Raw genomic sequence first — 16,748 nt, 5'->3', positions numbered from 1 at the left:
TCATAAGTTCGTCGTTATTATCACTGTTTTCACAGGAGACCCAGCCCGGCGTGTCGACTTCTGATGAACCAGCCAAAAAGAAACGTACAAGACAACTGCCTCCGCCTTATAATGCGCTGGACGGAAAACGCTGGATCCAGAACTCGATCAGTGTCTGGAGCGATATTCGTAAATCGCTGGAGGAAGTGCGGCTCAAACATCCCGCGATTTTTCCGGAAATGCTGGTGGAACGACTCATCGAAACCTTTCTCCCTTTGCAGGGAGAAGTGATTCTCGATCCGTTTGCCGGTTCGGGAAGTACGATTGTCACTGCAGAAAAGATGGGTAAGACCGGCATCGGTCTGGAACTGTCAGAGGATTATGCAGAAGTGGCCCGAAACCGTCTTATGGCGCTCAGTCTCGAAGCCGACGAGCAGACGGAATGCAAATCACGCATCATTCATGGATCCGCTCTCCAATTGGCAGAACATGTTGCTCCGGAAAGTGTCGATTTATGCATTACTTCGCCTCCCTACTGGAATGTCTTGAACCAGCGTCGTTCGGCAGATCATAAGGAAGTTCGTCACTATGGAAACCATGATCAGGATCTGGGCGTCATCGAAGATTACAATGCGTTTCTGGATGAATTGGACCGTGTTTTTACCCAGGTATTAACCGCATTGAAACCAGGAGCCTACTGCTGTGCCATCGTCATGGACCTGCGCAAACGCAGCCGGTTTTTCCCCTTTCACAGTGATCTGGCCTCCCGCCTGCAGGAGGTCGGGTTTCTCTACGACGATCTGATCATCTGGAATCGGCAGGCCGAATACAATAATCTCAGGCCCCTCGGGTTTCCCTCCGTGTTTCGTGTCAATAAGGTTCATGAGTTTATTGTGCTGATGCAAAAGCCCAAACAATAAAGGTCTGTGTAATCAGTCTGCGATCGACTGTGATTGCAATTCAAGTCTTGAAATCTGTATAACTCATACCCAAAATCGGAAAACAGTATCTGTTTCCGCTGGGACTTCATTTTCTACCCCGATTGCCGGCGATATTATTTACGGGGCGATGCAGAACCCGCTTCGAGAAACCCGAATTCAGGCTAGGAACCGCGTCTCACTTTTGTCATAATGGGTTTAAGAGAACCAAATTACGTATCGCAAGCAACAAGAGATCATACCATGCAATCAATCAATTCAATTCTTGTCGGCGTCGATCTGACACACGCTGATCGGCTCGTCGCTTCCGATCTGAATGAACAGACTGCAGAAGCAGTCGAACGTGCGATCTGGGTCGCCAGGATGTTCAATGCAAAGCTGGAATTCTTCGCCGCCATTGATCTGTCCGCACATACCAAACATCTGATTCAGGAAGATAAGGATCACCTGCATAAAAATGTAACGGATGAAGCAAATGCTGTGATGCAGACTCTGATTGAACAGGCGAAAGCACAAGGGGTAGACAGTTCTTCCAAAGTAGCCTTGGGCCCCCCCTGGCGCGAAATCATTCTGGAAGTCATCAAAAACAACCATGATATGGTCCTGGTGGGTACGCGACCACACGGATTTACCGGTCGCCTGTTTGGTGGCACGGTCATGAACCTGTTCCGTCAGTGCCCCTGCCCGGTCTATGCGGTGAAGGTCGATGATGAACCCGATGTTCCTGAAATTGTCGTCGCCAGCGATATGAGTGAAGTCAGCACCGACATCCTGAATTTTATCGTCAATGCCGCCCAGGTGGCTGATATGAAAATTCACCTGGTCCACGCCATTGATACCAGGCTTGATGAACGACTCAAAGGACTGGGGATCAACGAACAGACGCTTAAGAAATGCTCTGAAGATATTCTGGAGGAAGTGAAAAACGAGTTGAATGAGCAACTGGCTCAAACCGACTTTCGTACTCTTTCTTTTGGAGTACAGGTGCATGTGCTGGAAGGTTCTCCGGAAGTAGCGATTCCTGAATTCATCGCAGAAAATAAAGTCAATCTGCTTGCCATGGGAACCCTGGCCCGGTCCGGGCTCAGCGGCTTCTTCATCGGTAATACTGCAGAACGCATGCTGGAGAAAGTGGATTGCTCGGTTCTGACTTTCAAACCAGCCGATTTTGTTTCTCCCGTCGTGCCTGAATAATCACGACTGTATTCAGCTGACATTCAACGCATCCTGATTTTGAATCGGCGATGCGTTTTTTTACGTCACAATCAATCACTGGAAGTGAGTTCTGATCCGGGCAACATGGAATTTCAGTGCCGTATGAAATTTTGAATTTCAAGGTAGGATTAAGACTCTCAATCGTTCATGATGTAACCGGCTGCCAGTCCGTTCTCGTGTGCTTGTCTGTCAATAGAGCACTGTTGGATTCAATCAGCAAATCATCAGGATTGAAAGGGAGAAAATCTGCCATGCCGGTATTTTTAATCAGTGGAACCAATGAAAACGGCAAGCGGGAAACGCGGCGGGTCGAAGCGGATAATTCTCAGGACGCCGTTCGCGAGTTTGAAGAGCAGGGGCTGACGGATATTGTTCTGCACAGTGACGATGCGTACGCTGTCACCACCGATCTGTTCGGTCCGCAACCGCAAGTGGACGAAAATCTGACGGCCGCTGATATGGTCAAGCTGCAGTACCTGACCAACTTTCAGTTGTTCCTGTTTTATCTGCGAAAAAGTTACTGGCAGTTGCGCTGGGTGATTCCTGTACTACTGGGAATTGCCGTATATCGCTGGGATCAGGTTTCCGGGCCGGATGAGTCTGATTATATCATGCTCGGGTTTCTTCTGCTGCCGATTCCCATCTGTTTCTGGAATGCCTATTATTCGCTCGGTCGCAAATATGACAGACTGATGCACGCGTTTTCCTGGGGAAACTGGGAAGAAGTTCTCGATCAGGTTCATCGTCTGCGCGGCAAGATTCCCGACTTCGAACTCGCGGCGCGTGCCGCTGTCGCGCTGGCGGCGCTGAATCGATTCGATGAAGCACTGGATCTGATGGAACCCTACGAAGAGTCAGAAGATGTGCCCCACTGGATGTATCTGGGGCGCCTGTCGGAACTGTATGAGGTGACCGGAGATTATGACAACGTCATCGAATGCATGCGCCTGGCTTATGAGGAAGCTCCCGATAACCCGACGGTCATCATTGATTACGCGTATGCCCTGACGAAAACCAACCGGGACAGTCCCCTGGCGACCGAGTTGATTGCGGAAGCGGAAGAGATGCATCTGAATGATCTGGTGGCCTTGTTACTTAAGTATTTCAAAGGCGTGCTCGAACTGAATTTTCGCAATTACCGGGCGGCGGAAGCCCTGTTTCGTCAATGCGAAACCCAACTGGTTCCCCTCGCTGCCAGCCAGGCGCTGCTGCAGCAGATTGTCGATCTGAACCGTGCCTACCTGGCGGTCACCCTGGCAGAACTTGAAGAAAATGAAGAAGCCGAACAACTTTACCAGCTCTCACTGCCTCGCCTGCAGGCACTGGACTGCGATCTGATTATGGACCGCTATGCGGATGCCATGCGGAAATAATATTAATGGAACTGAATTCTTAATCATGCTGATCGGATCAGATTACCCTCCCGTCAAATTAACGCAGGTCTGGCCACCTGTTGTGTCGCCACCTCCTCCACCAGGGTGCTGGGAGAACAGGTTCAAACACATTCCTCTGGTTGGATGGATATTGGCGGGGCTGCTAGCAAGGTTTCGCAAAAGTGGTCATGAATCGCAGGAATTAGCAATTGTTGAGAAGGAGATTGTTGATCAGCTCGAAGCACGCGGGCAGATTGATAACTGGGTTATGAAAAATAACTGGTTCAATACACCTGAAAAGCAACAGATCGCGCTCATCATTTCAGAAGCAATCGGCTTTGAAAAGCCGCTTGAAGCTCCACCTCCCCTGCATCCGCAAGACCCGTTCGGCCCCCTGTTCTGGGGACCGTTCGACGATTTAACTCCATTGACCGTGAGACTGGAAATTCAAAAAAAATGGAATATCCATATACCCGGCGATTCCATTTCTCTTGCCTGGGAGGGGGACTGGACGATACTTCAATTCATCGAATACTGTGAAAACAGTATTAACGACGCGTGAGTAAGGTCCAGGATCTGTTTATTTCCCTTTCGCCTCCTGTTGCATCTGCTCACGATGCGCTGATTCCGATTCAAACACTTCCTGTTTTTCTTTCTCCATCTGGGCTTTCACATCGGGGGTGATCTCGCCGGAATCCAATTCATCTTCGCTACCACCACAGGCGGAGAGTAGACAGCAGGCAGCTAACATTAAAATACAAGACAGCAGTTTCACAGGTAAACCTCTTTAACAATTAATGGGATTTATAATGTAATCAGCGCGTCGGGATAATCGTCGTTAACAGCAGGGCATCATTCGTCTCCGGGGGGAAGACGGCAGATGCCCTGCGTGCTCACGATATCATGCTTGAGCAGGCCATTCAGCTTGCTCAAAAATTATCTATCGGTTCACGGTCGTCAGTCAGACTGATGCGTCGCATGACCTCGTGGTCAATGTTGTAGCTGATCAATCTAACGGAACCATCAGCCAGACAGGCATTCATACCGCCATCATGGGCAGATCCGAAGAAGGGATGCCAGTTCGTCCAACTGACCCCACCTTTGTCAACCACAGCGACGGTGTCGGTGGGCGCCTTCACATCAGGCAGGGGCGTCAGGCCATATTCAACGCCGGCACTGGTGATCCCGGCTCCGTGGCGGATGACACATTCATCCCAGCCCGCGTTATTCCAGGGTTCATTGTCACCGCCATCTGCACCATGACGATCCGGGTGCAATGCTTTCTCTGCGACCATAATTGTGTTGGAAGCACCATCCTGAATATCGTTGATGCGGATCTGGCGTGTGGTGGTCTGTACGACGACGCCACGTTTTCCCGTACTGACGGTACTGGTAATTCCCCCCTCTCGCTGACCGCCGTTGCCGGCATAATCACTGCGATAGTAGCCGCTGTAAGATTTGGGACCGCGGCGTGAAGGGCAGTAGTAGGCTTTAATTCCTTTGCGACCAACGAGGGGATATGTGCCTACCGGATCGTCATCAGTACCCAGGTCATACACATTGGACTGTTCCATGTATGGCAGAATATGATAGAGCCAGCTCCAGCCTTCCCGTTCAGTCGCGTTACAGCAGGCAAACGAACTGCCTGCGCCGTCGCGGGCACCATTGGGGAGTTGATCATGGACGTCGTGGAAGTTGTGGAATGCCAGTCCAATCTGTTTCAGATTGTTTTTGCACTGAGTGCGGCGGGCTGCTTCGCGGGCCTGCTGAACTGCGGGCAGCAGCAGAGCGATCAGGATTGCAATGATGGCAATCACGACCAGCAGCTCAATTAAAGTAAATCCGTTTCGATTGTGTGAGGGACGTGGAGACGTACCGGTAACCGTTGGAGAAAATGGACGTAACGTCTTCATTTTCTGTTCTCCTGAATTTGAAAAAAGAAATAAAATGTAAGCGAGCGTTTCAGTTTTCGCAGGCGGGGTAATGCCGGTATGGGTCTTGACTGACCTTCTTGTGGAACAGGGAACAGTGTCCCTTTCCTGTTGTTGCGAGTACTCTACCGATCAATTGTTAATACATCATGAGCGATCGATGAAAACTTCTTCGAAAGAGTCTTCACATTGCTGGAAGAAGTGGATCGGACTGCAATCGCAGGGCGGGCAGAGAAGTCTGGAATTCTCAGTCAGCAGTAATTGCTCGCGGCTCGAACTCTGACAGGAGGCAATTCTCGAAAATTACGTATCCGTAGAAATGTCATCCCAGGTCTGTCCGCCCTGGCCAGTGAGCCAGTTTAAAACGTAATGCCGTTCCATAACGACCCCTCCATCCAGATTCGCTGGCGCCGGGCGCTGGTTGATTCGGGCATCGACAACGGCCCAGTGGTAACGATAAATCAGGTCAGTTGCGTCCAGAAGTTCACCCTGGGGACGCAGCTTTGCATTCTTAATGAATTGCTTTCGTCCCTTGTCACGCAGAATACTGATAGCTGTTTCGACATCACAAATGCTATCCGGTCGCTTGAGTTCGTCGACATATCCCAATGCCCAGAGCAATACCCAATAGTCTTCATAACGCCAGACAAACTGAGTTTTTGTGTGCGTGTCAGGGTTCGGGTCAGTGAGGAATTTCTTTTCCCGGGGCGTAAATGCGTCCATCAGTTCAAAGTCGTTTATGAGTCGATCAATGATTTCCTGTTCCAGTCCTTCGCCTTTCACCGCCACAATGCATAAAGCCATCGCCCGGATTGCTACTTCCTCGGTGGTCCGACGTGTCGAGTTGGCTTCCGTGTCAATCGTTGGCAGGTGTGCGATCACGGGGACGTTTTCCGCTTTCAGTAATTCCAGAGAACGTAATTTTCTGGCTTCTGCTTCCTGGGGATCCGCTTCATTTTTTGAACAGCTGAAATTAATCATTATTAGAACTACCAGTAATGCAGATTGAGAAATGGACATGACCTTGAAATCGACTGTACTGAAGTGGTGTTATCGATTGAGAACGTGAACGCTCCAGAAGGAAAGCCTGGTAGGATCACTCTATCGAAATAACATCCCCAGTCCAAAACTGATACCGAGATGAACGAGCATGAAGATGCCGCCAATGATAAAGGAGCGTTTGATTTCAATTCCGAATAAGGCAGAAACAATGACACCTACCAGGACGGCTCCAACGGCTGCTGCCACGAGGACTCCAGAAAAACCGATGGCCAAAACCAGGGCATAGGCCAGCAGATTGGTTCCAATGGCTGCACCCAGTGCCACCAGGACCGCCGTGAATAAGCTGACATCGGCGTCGTCCATGATTTTCAAAATGAGAATCAATGCAACAGCGTCCAGTAATACGACAATCATGGTATCAATTTTCTTAACAGGACCGAAGTTCGAGAGATATCTGTTCAAAACGGTAGACTGAACACATGGGTGCATGTTGAGATGTGAGTCAAAAGATGTCAACGATCAATTAATTGTTTTCCCGATAATCAGGAGAGAATTGAAATGGAACGTGTCTTTTTATGAACTGGTGAGATCAGAAATCACCGCTTGACAAAAAACTAAATGATTAGTAAAAAGCGTCATCCGAGTGAAATTGCTCGACAGAAAAGGATTTTGACTCATGTATCAGGGATCGATGAGTGCCAGAAACTGCTTGCACCGCCAGTCTTCCTGTTTTTCAGGCGGGAAACTGGTCTTGCGCAATCGTTCAGGCTTCACAGTCCTCGAATTACTGGTGACCTTTGGTGTTATTACGACTCTGGCCAGCCTGATTCTGCCGGCGGTCAATTCAGCCCGCGAAGCAGCACGGCAGCTGCAATGCAAAAATCAGTTGAAACAAATCGGCCTGGCGTTGCACTCTTATCATGACAGTTATCGTTGCCTGCCTGCCGGCTGGCAATGGGAGCATACAAATCATTCAGCTTATGGCTGGTCCGTTCCGTTGTTGCCTTATCTCGAACAGCGTGCGATTTACGAACAGGTCGATCGCAATCAGGTGCTGTCTCACATTTCCAATACGACGGCCCGCGAAACCGCGATCGTCAATTTTCTGTGTCCGTCTGATATCGTTGATCCGACTTTCACGCTGTATGAAGAACACGCATTATCCATTTCTCAGATTCCGATTATTCAACTTCCGACAGCCAGTTATGTCGGCGTGTTCGGAACACTCGAAGCCGATGACAGCATTCCGGCTCCCGCCGGAGAAGGAACTTTTTGTGAATCGGTACCGGTTTCCTTTCCTCAGTTGCAGCGTGGTTTGACCCAAACCATCATTGTCGGCGAACGAACCATGTCCATGGTCCCTTCGACCTGGCTGGGAGTGGATTCGTACGGCGAAGATGCTGCCTGCCGCCTGGTGGGCAGTGCCATTACAAAACCGAACTGTAAAGTCTGTGATGAATGTGAATTTTCCAGCCGTCATCCCGGCGGTGTGAACTTCCTCTGGGCAGACGGGCATGTCAGCCTGCTTTCAGAGTCGCTTGATACAAGTACCTACCAGCAACTTTCGCGCAGAATGGCGCTATAAAAAAACGTATAAGAAGTGTCTACCCGCCAACGCCACGATTGGCTTCGAACAGGACGGCTTGTCTGAAGTCGAATCGAAAGAAAGGAAATGTGTGATGCCGAAATTACATCTCACAAAATGCGAACTGGAAGTGATGGATGTTGTCTGGCGAAAAGGCCGCGCAACGGTTCAGGATGTGGTAGACTCTCTGGAACGCCCCCTGGCGTATACGACCGTGATGACCACTCTGAAGATTCTGGATGAACAGCGCGACGTGCTCCGTAAAAAGAAACAGGGTAGAGCCTATGTTTACGAGCCTGCTGTTTCCCGCGAGGAAATCAGCAGCAGCATGGCCGCCGATCTGACGCAGCGACTGTTTGGCGGTTCCGTCAAATCATTCGTGCTCAGCCTGGTGGAAAGTGATTCGATGTCTCAGTCAGACATCGAAGAATTGAAACAGGCGATCGAATCTCTGGAGAAAGAGGCATGACATCCACACAGTTTCTGGAACTGGTCGTATCGCTTTCCGTCCAGGTGTCTGTTGTGATCATCATCGCTCATTGGCTGGGCAAGCTGGTCAACAGCGAACGCGCGCAGTGCCGCCTCTGGACGGTCTGTTATGTCGTCCTGCTGATGCTGATCTTTGTGGCGGTTCTGTTTCCCCATCCGCGTTTTTTTCAGCCCTGGGCTTCAATTGATTCTCAGAATGCCTCTACGATCGTCAGTCTTGAAATGCAGGCGGGACGCGTTCTGTTTTTTATCTGGCTCTCGGGAACCACACTCTCATTGCTGGTTTTCCTGTACCGGGCAGTGCAGGTCAGTTCGTTTCTGAAATCCTGTCAGAGTGTCGATCCGCAACAGTATGCTTTTGCCGAGAGTCTCCATGATTTGAACGGGAATCACGGCGGTAATCCAAGATCCCAGGTCAAACTGTTATCCAGCGATCGTCTGAAAACGCCCTTTTGTTCTCAGTTTCATCGCCCCTATATTGTGGTACCGGAATACCTGCTGGAATTTGACACGCAGAAAATCAATTTCATTCTGCGCCACGAACTCGAACATCTGAAAACGGGACATCCGCTGCAGTTATTCCTGCAGCGTCTGGTGGAAACCATTTTCTGGTTTCATCCGATGGTCTGGTGGGCCTCTCAGGAATCATCGCTCAGGCGTGAATATGCCTGCGACGAAGCCGCCATCGATTCACCTCAGGAAATCGCGCAGTACCTGCGAACTTTATTAACCATTATTGAGTATGGAGCTTCTCAGCAGGATGAGTCACCTACACCCCTGGCGTTCGGTCGCGGTAAAAGTATCATCGCGCATCGAGCCCGTCGATTAACGGAGATTGCCAGAAACCATCGGATGCCTCGCCCTTTCGAAATCTCTGGAATGAAGGCCTGTTGCAGCCTTGTGTGCATTGCAGCTTTCATCGGGATGATCTGGTTGCCCGTTGATGTGCTCGCCTCACCACGTGCGAACTGGTCTCCCTGGCCTTCGTGGACAGCCGGTGCATTACATGACTTTGGTTTTTCACCCAACGATTTCGACGTCTACAGCCGCCATACCGAACTGCATGAACTTCTGATAGAGCGCGAGCCGCTAACAATCCGATCCAGAGCACACCAGATGATGCGTCGCGAATAAGAAAAAAATTTATCGGGAAATACTAAAAGATTAGGAATACGTGACTGTCTGATTAAGACAGGCAGAGCATCGTTTCCTGCACAGTGTAGAAAAAATTTTAACCTTAATTACTAAAAGATTCGGAATTCGATCTGCTGATTTCAGGGATGATATTACAAAAGGGAAGAATGTTTATGTCTAAGTTAGTTTTACCTGCCGAACCGGTGTTAAATCTGTCAGGAAAGAAAATTGAGGAAACAACAGGATCAGTGCAGGGCGTAAATACGCATTCCGGTCTACTGTCAACGATTCACAATATCGGAGTTTCGATTCATCGCTGGTCGGGACGTTATAGCGTATTAGCAACGATCTTTGTCATTACACTTGGCTATCTGTTCTTACTGCGGACGGTAATGGTTGTAACCTATACCAGTCTGGATAAGGTGACGATCTGGCAGGAACTCCAACTGTTATTTGTGGGTTTGCAGTACGATGTGCTGGTGGCGCTCTGTTTTGTGTTTCCGCAGTTGATTCATATCACATTTCTGTCAGAGCGCAGGTTGAAGGGGCGAATCAATCATCTTCTACTGGATCTGACCTGGATCATCGCATTTCTGTTTCTCCCGTTTTTCTGCATTACGGAATACGTCTTCTTTGACGAATTTCAGTCGCGGTTGAATTACATTGCTTTTGAATACATCGTTTATCCCACCGAAGTCTGTTGCAACATCTGGGAATCCTACCCGTTGATCGAGTTGCTGGCGCTGGTAGTACTGTGTGGTATCAGCTGCTGGATTCTGTTGCGTAAGAATTTCCATGCCCAGGTCGCGACATCCATGCCCTGGCAGAAACGTTATGGAATCTTCTTCAGTTGCCTGGCTGCGATTGCAATCCTCTGGTCATCCACGAGTGCCGAAAGTCGACAGGTTTCTCGAGATCGCATTGTTAATGAATGCTCATGGAATGGCTTATACAGCTTTGTGTATTATGCCTGGACCTGCCGCTTTGACTTTAACAAAAATTACATGACGATTGCTGATGCGGAAGTCAAACAGAGATTAAGACAGCAGATTGTCTCTGACGGGGATGACTTGAAACAATTCTCGAATAATCCCGTGGACCGCGTGATTCAGACAGGGCAACCTGAGCAGGATTATAATGTCGTTTTGATTCTGGAGGAGAGCCTGGGATCTGACTTCATCGGAGCGCTGGGAGACAAACGCGGATTGACTCCCCACTTCGATGCTTTGACCAAACAGGGGCTGCTGTTCGATCATTTTTATGCCACCGGAAACCGGACCGCGCGGGCTCTGGAAGCGGTGATGACGTCAATGCCTCCCATTCCGACCGAATCGATCCTCAAGCGGGATCACTCGGAGCATGTCTATACACTGGCAAATGTGCTCGCCGGTCGAGACTATGAGAGACTCTTTATGACAGGCGGACGCGGGCTGTTTGATGGCGTACGTTCTTTTATGAGAGCCAATGGCTTCAACCATTTTATTGAACAGTCAGATTTTCATGATCCCATTTTTGCAAATGCCTGGGGGGTCAGCGATGAGGACCTGTTTCATAAGGCTCTGACAGAACTGGATGGTCTGGAAAAGTCCGGTCGGCCGTTCTTTGCCACCATTCTCACGGTTTCCAATCATCGACCTTATACTTACCCGGAAGGTCGCATTCCTGAGAATGAGCAGACACGTGAGAACGCGGTGAAATATGCAGACTGGGCACTCGGTTATTTTTTTCGTGAAGCGCAATCACATGATTTCTATCAGAATACCATTTTTGTTGTCATGGGGGATCACGGAGCCCGTGTTTCCGGCAGCCAGCTGTTTCCCATGAGTTCTTACCGGGTGCCGGTATTGCTGATTCAGCCTGAGGGAAAAGCAGCGGGGACGCGCTGCAGCACACTGGCCTGTTCGCTGGATATCGCGCCGACCATCATGGGACGACTGGGCAGCGACTATCGCTCGGTCTTCTTTGGTTACGATGTCCTGCAGGCAGATCCCAGGCGGGGACGGGCCATCATGCAGCATAATCATGATGTCGCATTACTCGATTCACAAAATCGCATGGTCGTGCTGGGGTTCGGGAAGTCATCAGCAGGCTTTCAACTGGATCGCGCCACGCATCAACTCAATCAACAGAAAAATCCCGATCAAGAGATGCTGCACAATGCCGTGGCATTCTTCCAGGCCGCGTTTGAACTGTATTATTCCGACCGCTGGTATCCAGATCCACAAAACAGCCCGCAGAAAGATCCAGGTATTTAATTCAAGAATCTACAATTGAATCTCTGATGCGGAGTGAAACATTGACTCCTGATTGTTGGTGTCTGCTACGACAGCTTCGTTTCACTCGCACCTTTAATGGAGCACCTGTCAGTGCTCCTTTCCTCACATTCCCCGCCTTTTTCTCACTTCGCTTGTCACCCACCTTACATCTCTGTTTTCCTCTCTGCTTAAAACACACGATGAATCAAACTCTGACGCTGAAATTACAGACATACTGTGCAGGCAGCCTGATCTCAGGACGCATCTTTCTGCTGTCCGTGTGTCTGCTTGCGCTGTCTATGCTGTCGGGCTGTATTTCGACAAACCATTCCACCAGTGGGAAATGGTTGAGTTCGACGCTGCAGCGCTCACAAGCGGTTTCACACGATGTCACGCCGGGTGATCAGCACAAGCGAGAGCAAACCGCTGCCGAAGCGGGTGAAGAGTTTGGATTGTCTGGATTGAGAGGAGACGATCCGGCCGGTTCAGACTGGATTGATTCCACCCGCGGAGTATTGAATCAAAACAGGCAGATTGATGAAACACTGCCCGACGACTTGCCTGCATCTGTAGTTGTGACCGGTTTTCTGTCGGAAGAACCTCTGGGTGACTTCGGCTGTGTGAATCCCAGTTTCGAAACCGAAATGGCAAGTGAGCGGCTGACACTCTGGAGCAAAGTCAAAGAGGATCATGCTAATTATTACTCGAATGAGTCATTGGCCTGGCTGGCGGGCGGGTTCGGCATCGGCGCGATTATGGCGAATACCTCATTGGATGGCGGCATACAGAATCACAGCCAATCCAGTGTACTCAGTGCCTCGTCCGATGAATGGCTGCACGGATTACATGCGCAGAAAGAATTGGGCAACGGTCGTTATACTATTCCGCTGTTTGCTGCTGCCTGGGTAGCGGGAGCCATGTTTGAAACAATCCCGCTTGTGAATCGGACCGGGGAATGGGGGGAACGCTCGCTTCGCGCAATCATTGTCGGCACACCCCCGATGCTGGCCATGCAGTTAGCCACCGGTGCCTCGCGTCCGGGGGAAACCACTGCGAATGCAAAGTGGAAGCCCTTCCAGGACAATAACGGTGTCAGCGGCCACAGCTTCATGGGAGCCATCCCGTTTCTGGCTGCCGCCAAAGTGACCGATAAACCTTTACTCAAACTGGCGTTCTACGCCGGTTCCACGCTGGTGCCTCTCTCCCGCATCAATGACAATCGGCATTACCCCTCACAGGTATTTCTCGGCTGGTGGATGGCGTGGATCGCCACCAACGCCGTCGATGCGACACAAAATCCGGATCGTCACTGGAGTGTCTACCCGATTTCCTGGTCAGGGGTCAGTGGTGTGGGCTTTGAATACAACTGGTAGTCGGGGAGCGGCTCTATGGCCCGACAGTCATAGTCGCGGTCACATGAGTTTTCTCCAGAATGTAATGTAGCTGTTGAGTTGATTATAAAAAGGTTTACTGCCATTACAGGGGTAATAGATTGGTGAGTAGAAAGACAGGATTCGATCAGAGGTTTGTTCGGAGACAGTGCCAAAATGATTGATCAGGTAGGCGTAAGCCGGTCCGATGCTCAGAACGTAAGTCAGTGCCAGCAGTAAGGTGAGCAGTCCGCAGTAACAGACGCCCCTGAAGAGAATACGTCGGTCAATCAGGAAGAAAGTGAACATGACGGTTACCGTCGTTTGAGTTTCACACTATAAATCATTCCAATCGCACAACCTATGATCGCACACACTGGCATGCCATTCAAGATAAAAAAACGTGTATAGCCGGCGGTGACCTTACTTCTGAGGAAGCTGTAATACGGATCCTGTTGTGCCAGCATGGGGGCCAGGACGCAGGCACCCAGAAAATAGCCGATCAGCAGGCCAATGATCGCTCCGACAATCGAATGCTTCAACATACCCCGAATTTTGACCTCGCCGAACCGCAACGCAAACAGATAGGCCAGTATCCCGCCCAGGAGAGGTCCAATAACAGGTAGGCGGACTCCACTTTGAAACCGGATCATCGGTCCGGTTTCCATCCAGGAATAGCTGCCGATAATCGCTTCCAGTAACAGTCCCAGAATCACACCGCAAAAAGCAGCGATCCACTGATTCACATCCACCGATTCAATTGACTTGCGTTTCGTCACGTTTACTGTTCCAGCTCAAATAAGTTATCTCTCTTTAATTAATGTCGGCAATCATGTGCAAGTGAGACAATTTTTTCGCTTTCAACGGACAATCGGTTAAACTGATAGAAACGGGTAACTGATAAATCCGATCCGAGGAACATTACATGATCGAAGAAAACAGAGTACAGGCAACGGCTCCTCCACAGATTCACTGGCGTCGCATGTATCTGATCTCGATCGGAATGATCCTGATCGCCGTCGGTATTGCCTGGCAGTTCAAACTGCTGCCGCCGTTCGCATCCGGTCTGCCCCGACAAAACGCAATCATGGTCATCGCCCCCTATCGGCATCTGGGGACCTGGGTCTTTGATGACAGTTCCGCAGGCCTGGTGCAGGAACCGTTTGTGGCCGGCGTACCGGAAATGATCGATGTGATCGTCAAAGACATTCCCGATGCCGACAAAGGTTTCCGCCTGCTGTTCTCGGCAAAGCCGTTTCCCCAATATCAGAAAAAACTCATCTGGCTCCGCGGCGCTGGAGAGGGGAACTACTATCGCTTTGAAGATTCTGACATGGAAGGCTGGATCTGTCCGGCCATGTTCAAATATTACGAGACCGCCCCCAAAGAGCTCTACGTCAAAGCCGAACCCATGAAATGAACATGACAGGCGCGCCCGGCCTCCCTTTTTGGTGTCACTCTCAATTCCGGCAGAGCAGTCGTTTGACGAAAGCACTGAACCCCTACTATATTAGGATCACTCAGCCCCCGTAGCTCAGTTGGATAGAGCAATGCTTTCCTAAAGCATAGGTCGCAGGTTCGAACCCTGCCGGGGGTATGTTTTCTCAGGAAATGCTCATTCTGCGTATTACTTCTCGCTAGACGAAGGAACAGATCTGATGCTCAAGTCGCTTTCCGTGTTTGCAGTCTGTCTCATCACGCTCTGTTTTGTCTTAACCAGTTCGGTGCTCCAGGCGGAAGACAAAGCCAAAAGTTATTACCTGATCGGGAATTCGCTGACCTGGGATACGGCTCCTTCATTACTGGAGGGAGATGTGCAGTGGCACGTGGATTGTGGGAAGAGTCTGCCTTACATCATGGCGCACCCGGAAATGCCTTGTGTGAAAACATCCACACTCTGGCCACAGGCACTCAAGGAAAAACAGTACGATCTGATCTCCGTGCAGACACACTACGGTGCAACGCTGGACGAAGATCTCGCCACGATTTCCAAATGGGTGGATATGCAGCCCAATGCGATCTTTATCATTCATACAGGCTGGGCACGAAGTAAGACCCGTGCTGAAGAATATGCCAGCAAAGAGGTCACCGGGAAAATGCAGCACAGCCCCGCTTATATGAAGGCGTTGCTGGCTGCTTTGCAGAAAAAATATCCTGAGCGGAAATTCAAACAGACCCATGCCATCGATCTGCTGGACCAGGTGAATACGGATATCAAAAACAACAAAGCTCCTTTCGATGAAATTACCGACATCTACCGCGATGCAATTCACATGAAAACCGATACCGGCCGCTACCTGATGCACAACGCCATGCGGCACGCGCTGGGACAGCCCCGTTCGGACAAAGGGTACGAAAAAGTCGATCCCCAGGTGAAGCAGTACCTGAATCAGGTGCTGGATACACTCAAGTAAGAATCACTCAGAGGCTTGATCAAACCGATGTGGCTGGCAGCTCGTCGATCAGGGTCAGCTTTTCCTCGTCTGTCAGGAATGAGGCTTCGAACGAGTTGCGGGCGAGTTTAATTAAATCGTTTTGTGACAGATCGAAGGCGTGTTGAATCGCAGCGAAGTTTTCATTCACATAGCCGCCGAAGTAGGGGGGATCATCTGAATTGACGGTCACCAAGAGCCCCGCGTCCAGCATCTGTTTCAGGGTGTGTTCTTTCATGGTTTTAAAGACACGCAGCCGCACGTTGGAGAGCGGGCAGACCGTCAAGGGGATCTGTTCGGCGGCCAGTCGTTTGACCAGATCAGGGTCTTCCATGCAGCGCACGCCATGGTCGATGCGCTCTGCGTGCAGCAGATCCAGCGCTTCGGTAATGTATTCGGGCGGACCTTCTTCACCCGCGTGACAGACCACGTGATATCCCTGCTGGCGGGCCGCGTCAAAGACCTTCACAAATTGGGAAGGGGGATGTCCCAGTTCCGAAGAATCCAGACCCACGCCGATAAAATGTTCGCGGAAAGGGAGCGCCTGTTCCAGTGTCTCCATCGCTGATTCTGCAGAAAGGTGCCTGAGGAAACTCAGAATCAGCCTGGACGAGATGCCAAGTTGAGTCTGTCCGTCTTTCAAAGCCGCTGAGATTCCATGGACGATGGTTCCCATCGGGATCTCACGGGCGGTATGGGTCTGGGGATCGAAAAAGATTTCCGCATGTTTCACATTCTGCGAAGCGGCTTTTTTCAGATACGCCATTGTGAGTTCGTAAAAGTCTTCCTCACTGCAGACAACGCTCACCGAAGCATAATACAGATCCAGAAACGACTGCAGATCGCTGAAGTTGAATGCAGCCCGCATTTCTTCCACGGAGGCAAACGGCAGGCTCATCCGGTTCTTTTCAGCCAGTTGAAATGCCAGTTCCGGTTCCAGGGTTCCTTCGATGTGCAGGTGTAGTTCTGCCTTGGGCAGGCGGGCGATAAACTCATCCATGGCTTCTCTCCGTCGTGAAAGGAATCTGCAGTCAGTGGTTGCTGG

18 protein-coding genes and 1 tRNA gene are annotated in these 16,748 nt (G+C 50.3%); 12 read left to right on the top strand and 7 right to left on the bottom strand.

Annotated features, from left to right (window positions below):
- Window positions 1-50: 50 nt before the first annotated feature.
- The 4 genes from GmarT_RS21365 (at window position 51) to GmarT_RS21350 (ending at window position 4,067) form a co-directional block, all read left to right on the top strand.
- Window positions 51-899: a DNA methyltransferase gene (locus GmarT_RS21365; RefSeq protein ID WP_002643855.1), complete on the top strand. Its 849-nt coding sequence runs from the start codon at window positions 51-53 to the stop codon at window positions 897-899.
- 261 nt (window positions 900-1,160) lie between these two features.
- Complete coding sequence (locus GmarT_RS21360; RefSeq protein WP_002643856.1) at window positions 1,161-2,111, top strand: universal stress protein; 951 nt, start codon at window positions 1,161-1,163, stop codon at window positions 2,109-2,111.
- Between the two features lie 272 nt (window positions 2,112-2,383).
- The gene (locus tag GmarT_RS21355) at window positions 2,384-3,505 is read left to right on the top strand and encodes a tetratricopeptide repeat protein (RefSeq protein WP_002643857.1); all 1,122 of its coding nucleotides are present in this window, start codon (window positions 2,384-2,386) and stop codon (window positions 3,503-3,505) included.
- A 25-nt stretch (window positions 3,506-3,530) separates the two neighbouring features.
- Window positions 3,531-4,067, top strand: coding sequence for a hypothetical protein (locus tag GmarT_RS21350; protein ID WP_002643858.1), 537 nt, complete (start codon window positions 3,531-3,533; stop codon window positions 4,065-4,067).
- Between the two features lie 18 nt (window positions 4,068-4,085).
- Here GmarT_RS21350 and GmarT_RS21345 read toward each other — a convergent pair whose 3' ends face one another.
- From GmarT_RS21345 to GmarT_RS21330, 4 genes are all read right to left on the bottom strand, one after another.
- Entirely contained in the window at window positions 4,086-4,280 is a 195-nt protein-coding gene (locus GmarT_RS21345) for a hypothetical protein (protein WP_149303209.1), read from the bottom strand.
- Between the two features lie 154 nt (window positions 4,281-4,434).
- Window positions 4,435-5,418 (bottom strand): DUF1559 domain-containing protein, encoded by a 984-nt coding sequence (locus GmarT_RS21340; protein ID WP_002643860.1) that lies wholly within the window; start codon window positions 5,416-5,418, stop codon window positions 4,435-4,437.
- 321 nt (window positions 5,419-5,739) lie between these two features.
- Entirely contained in the window at window positions 5,740-6,417 is a 678-nt protein-coding gene (locus tag GmarT_RS21335; protein ID WP_002643861.1) for a DUF4272 domain-containing protein, read from the bottom strand.
- Window positions 6,418-6,537: 120 nt separating this feature from the next.
- Window positions 6,538-6,852 carry a hypothetical protein gene (locus GmarT_RS21330; protein WP_002643862.1) on the bottom strand — a complete coding sequence of 105 codons (315 nt, stop codon included), beginning with the start codon at window positions 6,850-6,852 and terminating at the stop codon, window positions 6,538-6,540.
- A 337-nt stretch (window positions 6,853-7,189) separates the two neighbouring features.
- Here GmarT_RS21330 and GmarT_RS21325 point away from each other — a divergent pair, with 337 nt between their 5' ends.
- The 5 genes from GmarT_RS21325 to GmarT_RS21305 all read left to right on the top strand — a co-directional run bounded on the left by GmarT_RS21325 (window position 7,190) and on the right by GmarT_RS21305 (window position 13,274).
- Complete coding sequence (locus tag GmarT_RS21325; protein ID WP_197998113.1) at window positions 7,190-8,023, top strand: DUF1559 domain-containing protein; 834 nt, start codon at window positions 7,190-7,192, stop codon at window positions 8,021-8,023.
- Window positions 8,024-8,117: 94 nt separating this feature from the next.
- Entirely contained in the window at window positions 8,118-8,492 is a 375-nt protein-coding gene (locus GmarT_RS21320; protein WP_002643864.1) for a BlaI/MecI/CopY family transcriptional regulator, read from the top strand.
- Window positions 8,489-9,646 (top strand): M56 family metallopeptidase, encoded by a 1,158-nt coding sequence (locus GmarT_RS21315; RefSeq protein WP_002643865.1) that lies wholly within the window; start codon window positions 8,489-8,491, stop codon window positions 9,644-9,646. The genes GmarT_RS21320 and GmarT_RS21315 overlap by 4 nt, the downstream gene beginning before the upstream one ends.
- A 173-nt stretch (window positions 9,647-9,819) precedes the next feature.
- Window positions 9,820-11,901, top strand: a complete 2,082-nt coding sequence (locus GmarT_RS21310) for an LTA synthase family protein (RefSeq protein ID WP_002643866.1) — start codon at window positions 9,820-9,822, stop codon at window positions 11,899-11,901.
- 200 nt (window positions 11,902-12,101) lie between these two features.
- Window positions 12,102-13,274, top strand: a complete 1,173-nt coding sequence (locus GmarT_RS21305) for a phosphatase PAP2 family protein (protein WP_002643867.1) — start codon at window positions 12,102-12,104, stop codon at window positions 13,272-13,274.
- A 39-nt stretch (window positions 13,275-13,313) separates the two neighbouring features.
- Here the strand turns inward: GmarT_RS21305 and GmarT_RS21300 are convergent, their stop codons facing one another.
- A complete protein-coding gene (locus GmarT_RS21300; protein WP_002643868.1) occupies window positions 13,314-13,580 on the bottom strand; it encodes a hypothetical protein in 267 nt (88 codons plus the stop codon).
- A gap of 5 nt (window positions 13,581-13,585) precedes the next feature.
- Window positions 13,586-14,050, bottom strand: a complete 465-nt coding sequence (locus GmarT_RS21295) for a hypothetical protein (protein ID WP_002643869.1) — start codon at window positions 14,048-14,050, stop codon at window positions 13,586-13,588.
- A gap of 146 nt (window positions 14,051-14,196) precedes the next feature.
- Between GmarT_RS21295 and GmarT_RS21290 the strand changes: the two genes are divergently transcribed.
- From GmarT_RS21290 to GmarT_RS21280, 3 genes are all read left to right on the top strand, one after another.
- A complete protein-coding gene (locus GmarT_RS21290) occupies window positions 14,197-14,691 on the top strand; it encodes a DUF6717 family protein (RefSeq protein WP_002643870.1) in 495 nt (164 codons plus the stop codon).
- Window positions 14,692-14,794: 103 nt separating this feature from the next.
- A tRNA-Arg gene (locus GmarT_RS21285) sits at window positions 14,795-14,868 on the top strand.
- A gap of 61 nt (window positions 14,869-14,929) precedes the next feature.
- The gene (locus GmarT_RS21280; RefSeq protein WP_002643871.1) at window positions 14,930-15,685 is read left to right on the top strand and encodes a hypothetical protein; all 756 of its coding nucleotides are present in this window, start codon (window positions 14,930-14,932) and stop codon (window positions 15,683-15,685) included.
- A 19-nt stretch (window positions 15,686-15,704) separates the two neighbouring features.
- On the opposite strand, the gene GmarT_RS21275 is transcribed toward GmarT_RS21280, so the two are convergent.
- Window positions 15,705-16,703, bottom strand: coding sequence for an adenosine deaminase (locus GmarT_RS21275; protein WP_002643872.1), 999 nt, complete (start codon window positions 16,701-16,703; stop codon window positions 15,705-15,707).
- Window positions 16,704-16,748: the final 45 nt, after the last annotated feature.

This window comes from Gimesia maris (genome assembly GCF_008298035.1).
Classification (GTDB): Bacteria; Planctomycetota; Planctomycetia; order Planctomycetales; family Planctomycetaceae; genus Gimesia; species Gimesia maris.
This window is presented reverse-complemented; position numbering and strand designations above follow the sequence as displayed.